Origin of the sequence: Clostridium sp. MSTE9 (assembly GCF_000277625.1) — a bacterium.
Classification (GTDB): Bacteria; Bacillota; Clostridia; order Oscillospirales; family Acutalibacteraceae; genus Faecalispora; species Faecalispora jeddahensis.
Genome location: NZ_AKFU01000008.1, coordinates 1 through 14,055, shown reverse-complemented (window position 1 = coordinate 14,055; position 14,055 = coordinate 1). Strand labels below are relative to the sequence as shown.

Below are 14,055 nucleotides of genomic sequence, written 5' to 3'. Positions count from 1 at the left end.
GATGCGGCAAACCTATTTGCTTGCGATAGACCAAAGCACTCAGGGCACCAAGGGGATGCTGTTCGACGCCGAAGGGAAACTGACCGCCCGGTGTGACCGCTCCCACGCGCAGCGGATCGATGATAAAGGCTGGGTAGAACATGACCCGGAGGAAATTTACCGCAATACCATCGCCGTTGTACACGATGTGGTAGAGCGGGCGGGAATCGATAAAAATCAGGTCGCGGCTGTCGGCATCAGCAATCAGCGTGAAACTGCCGTGGTCTGGGATCGTGAATCCGGAAAGCCGGTTTACAATGCCATCGTATGGCAGTGTGCGCGTGGTGAGCCAATTTGCGAGGAAATCCGCGCAGCGGGTTATGCGGAGCGGGTTCGCGAGAGCACTGGCCTTCCGCTTTCGCCGTACTTTTCGGCGGCGAAGATCGCCTGGGTGCTCCGGAATGTAGACGGCGTGGAGGAGCGCGCCAGAGCCGGGGGCATCTGCTGCGGCACGGTGGACAGCTGGCTTTTGTACCGCCTGACCGGCGGAAAAACCTATGCTACCGATTATTCCAATGCGTCGCGCACGCAGCTGTTCAACATTCGCGCCCTTTCGTGGGACCCGGAGCTCTGTATGCTGTTCGGCATTCCGCTGGACTGCATGGCGCAGATTCGGGGTTCTGACGAATGGTACGGGGATACAGATTTCGAGGGCTTTTTCGATCATTCCCTTCCCATTCTTGCGGTGCTGGGCGATTCACACGGCGCACTGTTCGGGCAGGACTGCCGGGAGCCGGGACTGGTCAAGGCGACCTATGGCACGGGATCTTCCGTAATGCTGAACACGGGCGACGATCTCATCGTGAGTCAAAACGGGCTTGTCACCTCGCTTGCGTGGTGTATGCACGGCAAGGTGCAGTATGTGCTGGAAGGAAACATTAATTACACGGGTTCGGTCATCAGCTGGCTGAAAAACGATTTGCAGCTGGTGCAGACGGTGCAGCAGGCTCATGAGCTGGCCGCTGCCGCGAATCCACTCGATCAAACCTATTTTGTCCCCGCGTTCACAGGGCTGGGCGCGCCGTATTGGGACAGCGCCGCAACAGGGCTGTTTACGGGCATCACCCGCCTGACTGGCCGGGCCGAGATGGTCAGGGCCGGGGTGGACTGTATCGCCTATCAGGTGGCGGATATCGTGAACCTGATGCGCGAGGAGTCGGGCCTTGCGATCCGCGAGCTGCGGGTAGACGGCGGGCCGACGGAGAGTGGCTATTTGATGCAGCGCCAGAGCGATATCTTGGGTATCCCCGTCTGTGTGCCCCAGTGGCAGGAGCTTTCGGGGATGGGCGCGGCCTATGCCGCCGGAATTTCGGCGGGTATTTATGACCAGGCGGCGATTTTCTCCTGTATGGAACGCACGGCTTATGAGCGCAGAATGCCGGCCGGGCAGAGCGAAGAGCTGTACCGGGGCTGGAAGCATGCCGTACAGACGGCACTGAATCACGGATAGAAGACCAACGGGAAATTTGGGGTCCTGTGGTCTCTGTTGGGGCAGGCCGGAAAAGAGCACGGCAAGCCCCGAATATATTACAAAAACTGGGAGGAAACAAAATGAAGCACACAAGGAAACTGACAGCAGGTCTTTTGGCCATCGCAATGGCAGCGAGTATGGCAGGCTGCGGCGGAAACAACGCAAGCTCCGCGGCGCCAGCGTCCAGCACACCGGCTTCTTCTGCAGCTGAGGCAGCAAAGCCGCTTACCGGCGGCGGATCAAAAATCATGTACATCATTACTCCCTCGCACTCGAATCCTTTCTTTAAGACAGAGGCGGAGTCCGCTTCCGCCAAAGCAAAAGAGCTTGGCTATGAGGTAAAGGTTGTTTCTCACGATGATGATGCAACCAAGCAGGCCGAACTGTTCGACAACGCCATTGCCGATAAGGCAGCCGCGATCATCTGCGATAACGCCGGCGCCGACGCGACCGTTGCGGCAGTCAAGAAAGCCCGCGACAACAATATTCCCACCTTCCTGATTGACCGCGAAATCAATGAATCCGGCGTGGCGATCTCTCAGATCGTAGCGAACAACTACCAGGGCGCCAAGGCCATCGCAGAAAAATTTGTTGAGGCCATGGGTGAGAAGGGCGAATATGCCGAGCTGCTCGGCAAAGAGTCCGATACCAACGCGGGCGTGCGTTCCAGCGCATTCCACGAGATCATCGACCAGTATCCCGACATGAAGATGGTTGCACAGCAGACCGCGAACTGGGAGCAGACCGAAGCCTACCAGAAGGTGGAAACCATTCTGCAGTCCAACCCCAACATCAAAGGCATCGTCTGCGGCAACGACACCATGGCGGTTGGCGCGGCTGCGGCCATTAAAGCGGCTGGTTTGAAGGATATTGCGATTGTCGGCGTTGACGGATCTGACGAAGCGGCGGAGCAGATCAAATCGGGCAACATGGTCGGCACAGCGCTGCAGCAGGCGGCCCTGATCGCCGAAATGGGCGCAGAGCAGGCAGACCAGTACCTGAAAACCGGCAGCACCGGCAAGGATGAGAAGCAGCTCGTAGACTGCATCGCCATCACCAAAGACAACGTAGACAAACTGAAGAACTTCGTATATTCCGGCTGAACCGCCAAGCACACTTTAGAACCGGCGGCTTTGGCGGGGCGCCAAAACTCCAAAGAGAAGATTTTTAACGGAATCTGCCATAAAAGATCAATTGAGCAGAAAGCGCAAGATTTGATGGGTGAGGATAAGGAGAAGGGTAAAAGAGCACGCTCTCCCTTATCCTCACTGATTTTAAAAGGGCATGTAACTTGGAAAACAAAAGCCTGTAAAGGGCTTTCAGCGATATTTCAGAAATGGGGAGTGCAAGTTGAAAAAACGATTAGCCGCACTGCTTTTGGTTTTGGCGTTTGCAGCATCCTCCCTGACAGGCTGCGTAAAAGTGGTGAAAATCGGGGAAGAGGGCAAGCTGACGGGGGAAGTCGCCTTTAACGCGGACAGTGACGTGGAAAGCATCTGGCAGTCGAAAGCGGTACCGGAGCTGACGGAAAAAGCGGTGGACCTGAATGCGTTCCTGACGGAATCCAAGGGAGATCTCAAAACCCTGGCGGACAAATACGGGAAATACTCCATGGGAACCTCCGGCGAGCTGAACTATGTGGTAAAGGGAACTGCCGAGGTGGTAAAGGTAGACCAGACAAAGAAGGCCGGCGTAATGGATGTCAAGCTTCAGGGCTATGATGGCCCCGAAACCATCCAGCTGCAGATCGGCTCGGTGTTCAAGGGTTCTGCCGTGCGCGATTCTTTGAACTTTATCAAGTATGAGGATTACAAGAATCAGGTGCAGTGGGCCAACGTGTCCCAGAGCATCCACACGGTGATCCAAAAGCAGGTGCTCGATCCGCTGAACGTTTCCTCGCTTACCGGAAAAACCGTGGAATTCATCGGGTGCTTTACCGTAGACGGCAACGACAAGCTGCTCATCACCCCAGTGCAGATGACAGTGAAATAGGGGGTAACAGCATGGATAATCAAGAGGTCTGCCTTAGGGCGGAGCACATCTGTAAGATTTACCCCGGCACCAAGGCGCTGGACGATGTGTCGTTTCAAGTACTCAGGGGCAAGGTGAACGTGCTGATCGGAGAAAACGGAGCAGGAAAATCCACGCTGATGAAGATCATCGCGGGAATTGAGCGGCCCAGCTCCGGCAAGCTGTACATGGATGATCAGGAGGTTTCCTTCCGGGATACCACCGAGGCCCGCGCACACGGAATCGGAATCATTCATCAGGAGCTGAGCCTGTTCCCGAATCTGAATATTTATCAAAATATCTTTATGTCGCGCGAAAAAACAAAGCATCATATCCGGCTCGACAACGCCCAGCACGCGGAGCTGACCGAAAAGGTGCTGCAGCGCCTGGAGCACCCCATTCCGCCGGAAACGCTGGTGGGCAACCTGCGCGTGGGGCAGCAGCAGATTATTGAAATTGCCCGCAATCTGATTCAGGATGACCTGAAAATCCTGATTATGGATGAACCCACCTCGTCGCTTTCGGCGCAGGAGGTGCAGATTCTGTTCAAGATCATGCGCGAGCTGACCGCCGCAGGCATTTCGATCGTGTACATATCGCATCGTCTCGAAGAAATTTTGCAGATCGGCGACCACGTTACCATTTTACGCGACGGGAAGTACGTTGCGGACGAAGAGGTTGCAAACATCACTGTGCCGTGGATCGTCAAGCGGATGGTCGGCGAGGAAAAGGGCTACGCCCACCGGGAGCGGAACGTGGATTGGAGTGAGGTCCCCACTGTGCTGGAGGTTCGCGACATCACCCTGCCGAAAAGCGGGGGCGGGTATTTGCTCGACCACGTCGGCTTTCAGGTGAAAAAAGGAGAAATCCTCGGTATCTACGGGCTGCTCGGCGCGGGGCGCACGGAGCTGTTTGAGTGTATCATGGGTCTGCACCCCGAGCATACCGGCCAGGTACTGCTGAACGGGGAAGAAATCAAGGTCGATAGCGTGGCTGGGCAGATTCACCGGGGCTTTGCGCTTGTGCCGGAGGATCGTCAGCGCGAGGGTTTGGTGCAGACCCTGAATATTGCGAAGAACATTTCCCTCTCCAGCCTCAAAGCCTGTACCAAAGGAATTTTTCTGGATAAAAAGACAGAAGACGAACAGGTGGAACGGCAGATCAAGGACATTCATATTAAGGTTGCGGATAAGCGCCTGCCCATTTTGTCGCTTTCGGGCGGCAACCAGCAAAAGGTGGTCATCGGCAAGGGAATTCTGACAGACCCCAAAATACTGCTGATGGATGAACCCAGCCGCGGAATCGATGTCGGCGCGAAGGCCGAGGTATTCGATATCATCAATCAGTACGCGGAGCAGGGCCTGACCATCCTCGTGATTTCTTCTGAGCTGAAAGAAATTCTGGCGATCGCCGACCGCATTATCGTGCTTTCGAACGGAAAGAAGACAGCGGAGCTGGCCGGGGATGAAATTACGGAAGATAATCTTGTGATGGCGTCCTATCAGGGGCATCATTTGCAGGCATCGGGAACATAAAGGGGAGAATGCTGGTATGAAAAAGAATCAATCCAATCATGGGCTCGCGATGACGCTCCTGAAGGGCCGAACCTTCATCGTGCTGATTGTTCTGCTGATTTTCTTCAGCTTTGCGGCGCCCAACTTCTTTTCGCAGAATACGATGCTTCTGATTGCGAAGCATGTGGCCCTGTACGGGATTCTGGCGATCGGTATGACCTACGTCATCATCACAGGCGGCATCGATCTTTCGGTTGGCGCGGTGGTCGGCCTGGCCGGCATGGTGGCGGGCGGCCTGATCAACAAAGGCCTTACGCTGCCGATGTTCGGCGTCACACTGTATTTTGATGTGCCGCTCATCGTGCTGATCACCATTGTGGTGGGCGCTTTGGTCGGCTGGTTGAACGGCATTGTGATCACCCGGTTCAATGTCGCGCCGTTTATCGCCACTCTGGGCATGATGTATGTGGCGCGCGGCCTTGCAATGCTGCATTCGAACGGCGCTACCTATTCCAACATCGTCGGCAAGCCGGCGCTTGGCAACACGGGCTATGATTTCTTCGGCAGCAATATTATGGGCATTCCGGTTGGCGCGATCATTCTGGTGATCATCGCAGTCATCACCGCGATCCTATTGAAATTCACGCCCTTCGGCTGGCATGTGTTTGCGATTGGAGGCAATGAAAAGGCCGCGAAGCTTTCGGGCATCAAGGTCAATCAAGTCAAAATCATGGTTTACATTTTGTCCGGCGTATGCGCGGCAATCGTCGGTATCATTAATTCCGCGCAGCTGGTGGCCGCACACCCCGCCTCCGGTGAATCGTGGGAAATGAACGCCATTGCGGCGGCGGTTCTGGGCGGAACCTCCATGGCGGGCGGCATCGGCGGTATCGGCGGCACCATCGTGGGCGCGTTCGTCATCGGTGTCATCAATGACGGCATGGTCATGTGCGGCGTTTCGGAGTTCTGGCAGATGGTCATTAAGGGCCTTGTGATCGTATTCGCGGTCGTCATTGACCAGTTCCAGCGGAACCTGCAGGCAAAAATGGCGCTTCAGGCGAGGGGCGAGGAAAAAGAAACGGCGGCTTCCAATCCGGGAGGGAATTTGGCATGAAAAAAACGGGTATTTTGAACGCCCAACTGGCGGGATATATCGCCGGGCTGGGGCATAAGGAGCGTTTTTTGATCGGCGACGCGGGGATGCCGGTCCCGAAAGGGATTCCGGTTGTTGACCTGGTGCTGTGCGGCGGAATCCCCACCTTTCAGCAGGTAGTGGACGCCGTGCTGAATGAAACGGTAGTGGAGGGCTATACCTTTGCCGCAGAGGCGGAGGAGAAGAACCCCGCCATGGTGGCTTATGTTCGCGGCAAGCTTTTGGGGATTCCCGAACAGACGATTCCGCACGACGAGCTGAAGCGCCAGACGGAGAACATCAAGTTTGCCGTGCGCACCGGCGAGTTCACGCCGTATTCCAATCTGATTTTACAGGCGGGCGTGGCGTTCCCCGATTAAAGGAGCCTTTCTATGAAGATACTCAATTTCGGTTCTCTGAATTACGATTATGTGTATTCGGTCGACCATATCCTGCTGCCGGGAGAAACCTCCGCCGCATGGCGGATGGAAACCTTCATCGGCGGCAAGGGCCTGAATCAGTCGGTGGCGCTGGCCCGCGCGGGAGCCGAGGTGTGGCATGCCGGGCAGGTAGGCGAGGAAGGCGGGCAGCTTCTTACGATGTGCCGCGAAAACGGTGTGAATACCGAATATATTCGTCAGGTGCCGGGCAAAAGCGGCCACACGGTGATTCAGGTGGATAAGGGGGGCCAGAACAATATCCTGCTGTTCGGCGGAGCCAACCGCAGTATTCCGCAGGACTTTGCCGACGAGGTGCTTGCCGCATTCGGCGAGGGAGACCTTCTTCTGCTGCAGAACGAGATCAATGGAATCCCACGCCTGATTGAGAATGCCCACGCACGCGGCATGCGGATCGTTCTGAATCCCTCCCCGTATGATGAGGTGATCAGCGAGTGTGACCTCTCTAAGGTGTCCATCCTGCTGGTCAATGAAATCGAGGGCTGGCAGATCAGCGCGCAGCGGAAGCCTGACTCGATTCTGGAGGTTCTGGCACATCAATATCCCGAGCTGGCGGTCGTGCTGACGCTGGGCAGTCAGGGCGTGGTTTATCAACATCAAAGCGAACGCTTTTCGCACGGGATTTACCCCGTGCCGGTGGTGGATACCACCGCGGCGGGCGATACCTTTACCGGTTACTTCCTGGCCGGGATGACCCGCGGCCTGAGCGTGCCGCAGTCGCTGGAGCTGGCTTCGAAGGCTTCTTCTATTGCAGTTACCCGGCACGGGGCCGCACCGTCGATCCCCTTGCTGCGAGAAGTAGAAAGTTACGCGTTTTGACACTCTTTTTTGTGATTCTCATATTCCTCCTGAACGGCCCAAAGCATACTGGATGCGATGGGCCGTTCCTTTTTGATGTGAATCTGTGATGCAAGGGTGAAAACAGGGATTTTTCTCCGCCTTTGATTAGGGAAAATCAACGAATAGATTTATTATTTTTATGAAAAATTACTACATGGACATTTTTCACATAAATGGAAAATTTTTTCTCTACTCTACTATAATAATGAAAAAGGAGGGGGAAAAGATGAAATTTGGTCGAAAAAGCTCCGTTCTGGTCGTGTTGACGTTAGCTGCCGTCCTGCTGCTTACGGCGATTGGTACGCACTCTATTTTTGCGAGGGCTTCTGCCGCGGCGGTGTCTCTGACGTTCCCCTCCGGCTTCTCGGATCCGGAAGGGGTGGAGCTGCTGTCTGCCGGGGAGAATCATTTTCTGCTCTGCGGAACCGAGGAGAATCGATCATTTGTCCTTCTGCTGGATGAAAACGGACAGGTGATCGATCAGGCCACCGTTTCAGCTCACATGGCCTACCCCTTGTATCGTGAGGGAAATCTTTCACTGGTTTGTCCCTATCGGGGTACCAGCAAGGATGAGTTTGGCGTGGGTGTTTATACCTATACGGTTCGGCGTGATCGGCTGGATACAAAGCTCTTTATCGATCTTCCTCAGATTTATGTAGAGGAACGCAATGATTTCGATGTGGACTCCGCGGGGCGGTATTACGCGCTCCATACCCCAATGGAGGAAACAATTCTGCTGTTCGATTTTTCGGGTTGGCTGCTGAATCAGATCTCTTCGTCGCGCGGGGAGTTTTCCTCCCTGGCGGTATCGCCAGACGATGTGCTTTATACATTATATTCTGATGAAAGCAAGCTGGGTGTGAAGGTTCTGCCCGACTCCATTCGGGAGGAGACGCAGCTCGGGGAGCCATCGCTCTTTGCCAGTGAAATTCCGCGGGGCGGCTTCCGCTTTTTAAGCGCTGAAATTTTGATTGATGAGTCCGGTGATCTGTACGACGTGCTGCCCGACACGCGTCTGTTCAGCCGCTCGGCGGAAACAGGGGGAGACCTTAACTGTGCCGCCGCGCTTTCTTCCGGCTGCGTTCTGGTCAAAACAGGAGATTCCCGCGCCGACGCGTTTGAAAACGGCGAACGCATCGGCACCTATGGGTTCGGCAGAGAGCTGATTTCTTTGGCCGCGGACGGGGATCGCGCAGCCGCAGTGGTACGGGGTGAGGATGGCTGGTATTTTGTTCCGGTGACGGACGACCTGCTGGAGGAGCCCGATGATTCTTCGCAGGAAGATAGCAGCGAGGAAAGCTCTTCGCAGACAGGGGAGTCCTCGTCTTCTGAAGAATCTTCTCAGTCATCCTCGAACTCTGACCAGACTACAGAGATTTTCAGTCTCAGTGAAGCGGTTCGAATTGACCGCGATGCGCAAAAAATCTATTTACCTGCAAATACTACATATGCGGCGCTCAAAAACATGCTGCGGGTACAGAATGGAACGCTGGAGGCGCAGAAGCCCAACGGCGTGCCGCTTGTGAGCGGCTATGTGATGACGGGAGCGGTGCTGCTCGCCAAAAACGGAAGCGGAGAAGTGACGGACGGCCTTACCGCGATCGTGCCCGGTGACCTGAGCGGCACGGGGCGCCTGACGCAGACCGACAGCAAGCTGCTGTACCGTGTGCTGAATGGTACGGCGGAACTGGACGAGGCGTCGTTTTCCGCTGCGGACCTGGACGGCGACGGGCAGCTGACAACGGCAGACCTGCTGATCCTGAAAAAAGAATTGAATAAATCCCCTTGACATTTGCTCTTTTTCAGATAAAAATAAAATAATACAGTTTAAAATCGTGTTAACTTCATCCCTTAACTTCGTCAGGGGATGAAGTCGCCGTTTTTTGGTGATAAGCTGAATAATGGTAAGAGGAAACAAAACGATACCAATTTTTAGGAGATCAGCAATATGTCAAGTATTGAGACAAGGGATTTATTTGATCTGACGCATACGCTGGCGGCTCCGTTTCTGCGGGACTGTCGGTATCCCTGGCAGGCGTTTCCCCAGATCAGCGGGTGGATCCGCGAGCTGGGCGCGGCGCTTTCAGTGGAAGAATACGAACAGCGCGGGGAAGACGTTTGGGTTGCGCGCAGCGCCAAGGTAGCCCCTACGGCTTACATCGCGGGGCCTGCGATCATCGGGCCGGGCGCCGAGGTGCGCCACTGTGCGTTCATCCGGGGAAGCGCTCTGGTGGGCGCGGATTGTGTGGTGGGGAATTCCACGGAGTTGAAAAATGTCATTCTGTTCGACAAGGTGCAGGTTCCGCATTACAATTATGTGGGTGATTCGATTTTGGGCTATCGTTCCCATATGGGGGCCGGTTCCATTACGTCCAATGTGAAGTCCGACAAAACCTTGGTAACAGTTCGCAGCAAAGACGGAATACTGGAAACGGGGCTGAAAAAGTTCGGTGCCGTTCTGGGCGATTCGGTAGAGGTTGGATGCAATTCGGTTCTGAATCCCGGTACGGTTGTGGGGTCCGGCAGTACAGTGTATCCGCTTTCGATGGTGCGCGGAGTGATACCGCCGAACAGCATTTACAAATGTGCCGGCGAAATTGCAGAAAGAAAATAGAGGTGTTTTAGGGATGGAACGGCAAAAAAGAGTAGCGGCGATCCACGATATTTCGGGGTTCGGAAAATGTTCCCTCACCGTGGCGCTGCCGATTATTTCGGCGGCTGGGATTGAAACCAGCGTGATGCCTACAGCGGTGCTTTCCACCCATACGGGCGGATTTACCGGCTTTACGTATCGGGACCTGACGGAGGATCTTCCGCCGTTCGCGGCGCACTGGAAGAGTCTTGGCCTGCAGTTCGATGCGTTGTACAGCGGTTTTTTGGGCTCGTTTGAGCAGATTGATATTGTAGAGGATATTTTCCGCCAATTCAGAACAGAAGATAACCTGATTATGGTGGACCCTGTCATGGCGGACAACGGGAAGCTGTACTCCATTTACACGCCCGAAATGGCCAAGGGAATGGCGCGCCTGTGCAAAAGCGCGGATCTGATTGTGCCTAACCTGACCGAGGCGGCGTTCCTGCTGGAGAGGGAGTATCAGGAGGGCCCGTATGAGAAGCAGGAAATCGAAGAACTGCTGAAGGCGCTGGCGGCGCTCGGCCCCAAGAAAGTGGTTCTGACCGGCGTTTGGTTCGATGAAAGTCAGCTTGGCTCCGCTGGGTACGACAGCACCACGGGTGAGATCAGTTATGCGTTTTCGGAGCGGATTGGGGGCTCTTACCACGGCACCGGCGACGTATACGGCAGTGCGCTGCTGGCCGGTCTCCTCAATGGGCTCGGTTTGCAGAAGTCCATGCAGCTGGCAGTCGATTTCACCTGCGGGGCGATCCGCAGAACCAAAGCGGCGGGAACAGACATCCGCTTCGGCGTGAATTTCGAGATGGAGATTCCCGCACTCCTGAAAAACCTGGGTCTCGTAAAATAAAGATCGGGCCATTCCCCGTTTGATCAGAAAAAGAGAAGCGCCCCTGTGCATTGCACAGGGGGCGCTTCTCTTTTCGGGATAAATAGACTAGGATAGAACCTACGTGGAAAGCAATATAAAAATGAATCAAGAGGCCGGGAGGATGATGATATTATCGGATGGTGCGAAGGCCTCTGCGGGATTGGATTGCGGGAAAGCGGCTTTCATCAGTTGTACCGCTTTTTCCAGGTTATTCTGGAAAAGCTTGACCTCTTGTTTTTCTTTCAGGTCGCCCGCACAAATATTAATATACGGAATCAGCTCAGCTAACTCCTGGGTATTTCTTTGAAATGCTTCCTCTTGGGGAACTTGGCCATCTGTCTGCAGCCTGTTTCCGAGCTGCTCCAAATAATCGGATTCTGCGGCGGTAAAGGAGTCCAGGGATTGCTTGACATCCGTTGGAATCAGCTGGTCTTTCAGCTCAGACTGACTGAAATAAATATTTCGGAGAAAATAACCGACGCGGGAGGGACTGCTACCCTGCAGGTAGCCCAGCAGGTAGTCGGCAGATTTTCCAGAATCCTGCTCAGTCGCCATTTTTGCAACATTTTGCAGGGCATTGCATTTATCGAACCAGCCTCGTGTAAAGGAATTGGAGAGCGCCGTAGACAACTGTATTTCCGACTGGATTTTTGCGGAGGAAGACGGAAAGGCACAGCCGCTGAACATCAGCAGTACAACTGTAAAAATAAGAATTCCGATTTCGGAGGGAGAGAGACGTTTCTGTTTTTCGTCGATTGGTAAATGCACGGCAATCTCTCCTCCTCCAATATTTTATTTATTGTTTTAATTTTAAAGCAAATATATCACATAAAACAATAACTGTCAATAAAATATATGGTTTTTTAAGGAAAAAACTGTTAGTCATTAATTATCGCTATGGTTACATTCCGTTTGATATTGTCGGAATGAATTGATTTCCAGAATAAAACCGATAAGGCAGGAGAATAAAACAATAAAGATGTTTTATTCTTGAGGGTTTAGTATCCCATCCGCATTAATTGCGGATGGGATACTAAGAAAATGGAGGAATGTTACATCATGAAAAAAGCGAATTCGTTGAAATTGTCTTTTTGTTATGAGAAGTTTGAGGGGTTATCAGTATCAAAATTTTTTAAATTTTAAATTACACAGGGATGTTTTTTCAAATAGGAAGTTATTGGGGAATGATCAGCAAGAATCTCTGTCGGAAAGAGAGACATATTCTACCGTGCCGTTTCGATAGACACTTGCGTCGACTTCCAGTATATATGTATTTCCGCTCGTAACGTAATACGCTTCATCAAAATACAATGAACTACCGGAAACGCTCTTTGTCCATGACTTTACTGTTTTAGTTCCATTGCTGGTTACCTGCATCAGTAAAAGAGTAGCTGAAATTTTGTTTGTTCCGGATTTAGCATAAATTTCTGCTGTACATGATGCCCTGTTTCCGGAAAAATTCAAAGAGACTGTGACGATGTCCGTATTAGTCCACATAACCTGATATCCGGAATTTGCCTTTGGCACGTCTAATCTTTCTGTTTCCATTGCGAAGGCTGGAACATTCATGGTAAAGATCGCCGAAAATGTCAATAAAAAAGCGAGGATTTTTTTATACATAACCATTCTCCTTTATTTTTGAATTTCCTTACATTGATATAACGATTGAACCCCCCATTTTGTTACAAAAATTTCCCAAAAATTTTAAATTTTTTATTTTGTCACGCTTTCTGCCATTTTTACGAGTTGCTCCGGAGAAATTTCAGAGCTTAGTTGGAAGCTGTAAGAATGATTTTTCCACACCAAGTAAGACATTCCATCCGGCTCATTTGCAATAAAAAGACTGGCTTTTTCTCCTTGTATTTCAATTTCTTTGTGAGTGGTGTGCTCCGTATCCACCGCAAAGGGTCCTTGTTTTGATATGGGGCTTTTTCGAAAAAGAATGAGTTCGCCTTGATCGTTTCGGTATTGTATAGTAAAACTTGAATCTGTTTGGGTTGTCTCCGTTTTTACAAATCCTTCCGGAAGATAGTGTGGTCTTATTTCAGAATCATCCGGTGAGGACATCTCGCTGGAAGAGGATTGTCCATCCTGATATTGAATAGCGACATGGTCAGAGGCCCAATTCATCACAGCGTTGAAGATCAAATTCCGGGAAGCCTCTACGCTCAGAAGACTAACCATAGAAACCGGGATGATGATCGCTGCGATCACCGCTGCCCTTTTCGCTGCTTTTTGCATCCGCAGGCGTGTGGATTTGTGATTGGCGGTTTTGATCCATTTTTCGATTTCTTTTCGGGTAGATTCAGATAATTCATAATCATCCGTCAGCTCTTTTGCTGTTGGAAGTTCGTGTAATTCTTTTTCGAAATTTTCCTTCACCGCCGTTTGGAGCATAACTTCAAAAATCTGATCTTTCATTTCCTGCTTATTCATGGTTTGCTCCCCCTTCTGTCAGTTTTTGTAAAAGGGCGGTTTTGGCCCGGTGTAGTCGCACCCGTACATTCTCCTGCGAGATATTCAGCAATTCCGCTATTTCACGGTCAGAGTAATCGTAAATATATTTCAGCTTTAAAACGCTGCTCGATTTTTCACTTAACTCGGAAATTCCACTCAAAATTGTCTGGTAGCCTTCTTCTGACGCAAGCTTTTCGTAAGGAAAATCCTCCAAATTGCCGCGTAAATCGGCTTCATCCAGGGAAACCAGGCCCCATCGATTTTCTGACCTGAGCATGTCGTAACAAATATTCCTCACTAATATACCGATTAAGCCCTTTGTTTTGTTACAATCTTCGAAAGAAAATTTTTGCAGGTTGTCAATAATCTTGATAAAAGTTTGAGAAACTGCGTCTTCCGCTTTTTCCTGATCTTTTAAAATTTCTCTGGCTATGTACATCATCAGCCGATGGTAGTTATGGTATAAATTCTCTATTGTACTTCGGTCTTCCTCATTTTGAATTACCATGCCAAAAAACAGCATATATCATCACCCCTCTGCCTCTCTCTGCTGCTTTCATTATATACTATATATAGAAAGAAAACCAACTGTTGTCTTTGTGGTTTTTACAATTTTCAAGTGAATATATTG

At 51.9% G+C, this 14,055-nt stretch carries 14 protein-coding genes; 10 read left to right on the top strand and 4 right to left on the bottom strand.

Annotated features, from left to right (window positions below):
• The first annotated feature begins 1 nt into the window (after position 1).
• The 10 genes from HMPREF1141_RS01540 to HMPREF1141_RS01495 all read left to right on the top strand — a co-directional run bounded on the left by HMPREF1141_RS01540 (position 2) and on the right by HMPREF1141_RS01495 (position 10,946).
• Entirely contained in the window at positions 2-1,489 is a 1,488-nt protein-coding gene (locus tag HMPREF1141_RS01540; protein ID WP_009060247.1) for a glycerol kinase, read from the top strand.
• A gap of 101 nt (positions 1,490-1,590) precedes the next feature.
• Positions 1,591-2,613 (top strand): D-ribose ABC transporter substrate-binding protein, encoded by a 1,023-nt coding sequence (locus tag HMPREF1141_RS01535; protein ID WP_009060297.1) that lies wholly within the window; start codon positions 1,591-1,593, stop codon positions 2,611-2,613.
• Positions 2,614-2,860: 247 nt separating this feature from the next.
• Positions 2,861-3,502, top strand: coding sequence for a DUF2291 domain-containing protein (locus HMPREF1141_RS01530; RefSeq protein WP_009060291.1), 642 nt, complete (start codon positions 2,861-2,863; stop codon positions 3,500-3,502).
• An 11-nt stretch (positions 3,503-3,513) separates the two neighbouring features.
• Positions 3,514-5,055 (top strand): sugar ABC transporter ATP-binding protein, encoded by a 1,542-nt coding sequence (locus HMPREF1141_RS01525; RefSeq protein ID WP_009060312.1) that lies wholly within the window; start codon positions 3,514-3,516, stop codon positions 5,053-5,055.
• Positions 5,056-5,071: 16 nt separating this feature from the next.
• Complete coding sequence (locus HMPREF1141_RS01520) at positions 5,072-6,148, top strand: ABC transporter permease (RefSeq protein ID WP_009060286.1); 1,077 nt, start codon at positions 5,072-5,074, stop codon at positions 6,146-6,148.
• The gene (gene rbsD, locus HMPREF1141_RS01515) at positions 6,145-6,546 is read left to right on the top strand and encodes a D-ribose pyranase (RefSeq protein WP_009060322.1); all 402 of its coding nucleotides are present in this window, start codon (positions 6,145-6,147) and stop codon (positions 6,544-6,546) included. The genes HMPREF1141_RS01520 and rbsD overlap by 4 nt, the downstream gene beginning before the upstream one ends.
• A 12-nt stretch (positions 6,547-6,558) precedes the next feature.
• Entirely contained in the window at positions 6,559-7,443 is an 885-nt protein-coding gene (locus HMPREF1141_RS01510) for a ribokinase (RefSeq protein ID WP_009060249.1), read from the top strand.
• A gap of 247 nt (positions 7,444-7,690) precedes the next feature.
• The gene (locus tag HMPREF1141_RS01505; protein ID WP_009060334.1) at positions 7,691-9,253 is read left to right on the top strand and encodes a dockerin type I repeat-containing protein; all 1,563 of its coding nucleotides are present in this window, start codon (positions 7,691-7,693) and stop codon (positions 9,251-9,253) included.
• Between the two features lie 159 nt (positions 9,254-9,412).
• Positions 9,413-10,078: a UDP-N-acetylglucosamine pyrophosphorylase gene (locus HMPREF1141_RS01500; protein ID WP_009060348.1), complete on the top strand. Its 666-nt coding sequence runs from the start codon at positions 9,413-9,415 to the stop codon at positions 10,076-10,078.
• Between the two features lie 13 nt (positions 10,079-10,091).
• Positions 10,092-10,946 carry a pyridoxamine kinase gene (locus tag HMPREF1141_RS01495; RefSeq protein WP_009060359.1) on the top strand — a complete coding sequence of 285 codons (855 nt, stop codon included), beginning with the start codon at positions 10,092-10,094 and terminating at the stop codon, positions 10,944-10,946.
• Between the two features lie 126 nt (positions 10,947-11,072).
• On the opposite strand, the gene HMPREF1141_RS01490 is transcribed toward HMPREF1141_RS01495, so the two are convergent.
• The 4 genes from HMPREF1141_RS01490 to HMPREF1141_RS01475 form a co-directional block, all read right to left on the bottom strand.
• Positions 11,073-11,735 carry a hypothetical protein gene (locus tag HMPREF1141_RS01490; RefSeq protein ID WP_009060336.1) on the bottom strand — a complete coding sequence of 221 codons (663 nt, stop codon included), beginning with the start codon at positions 11,733-11,735 and terminating at the stop codon, positions 11,073-11,075.
• A 420-nt stretch (positions 11,736-12,155) separates the two neighbouring features.
• Positions 12,156-12,587: a hypothetical protein gene (locus HMPREF1141_RS01485; protein WP_035316380.1), complete on the bottom strand. Its 432-nt coding sequence runs from the start codon at positions 12,585-12,587 to the stop codon at positions 12,156-12,158.
• Between the two features lie 93 nt (positions 12,588-12,680).
• A complete protein-coding gene (locus HMPREF1141_RS01480) occupies positions 12,681-13,403 on the bottom strand; it encodes a DUF4367 domain-containing protein (protein WP_009060250.1) in 723 nt (240 codons plus the stop codon).
• Positions 13,396-13,947 carry a sigma-70 family RNA polymerase sigma factor gene (locus tag HMPREF1141_RS01475; RefSeq protein ID WP_009060271.1) on the bottom strand — a complete coding sequence of 184 codons (552 nt, stop codon included), beginning with the start codon at positions 13,945-13,947 and terminating at the stop codon, positions 13,396-13,398. Before HMPREF1141_RS01475 ends, HMPREF1141_RS01480 begins: the two co-directional genes overlap by 8 nt.
• Between the last annotated feature and the right edge of the window lie 108 nt (positions 13,948-14,055).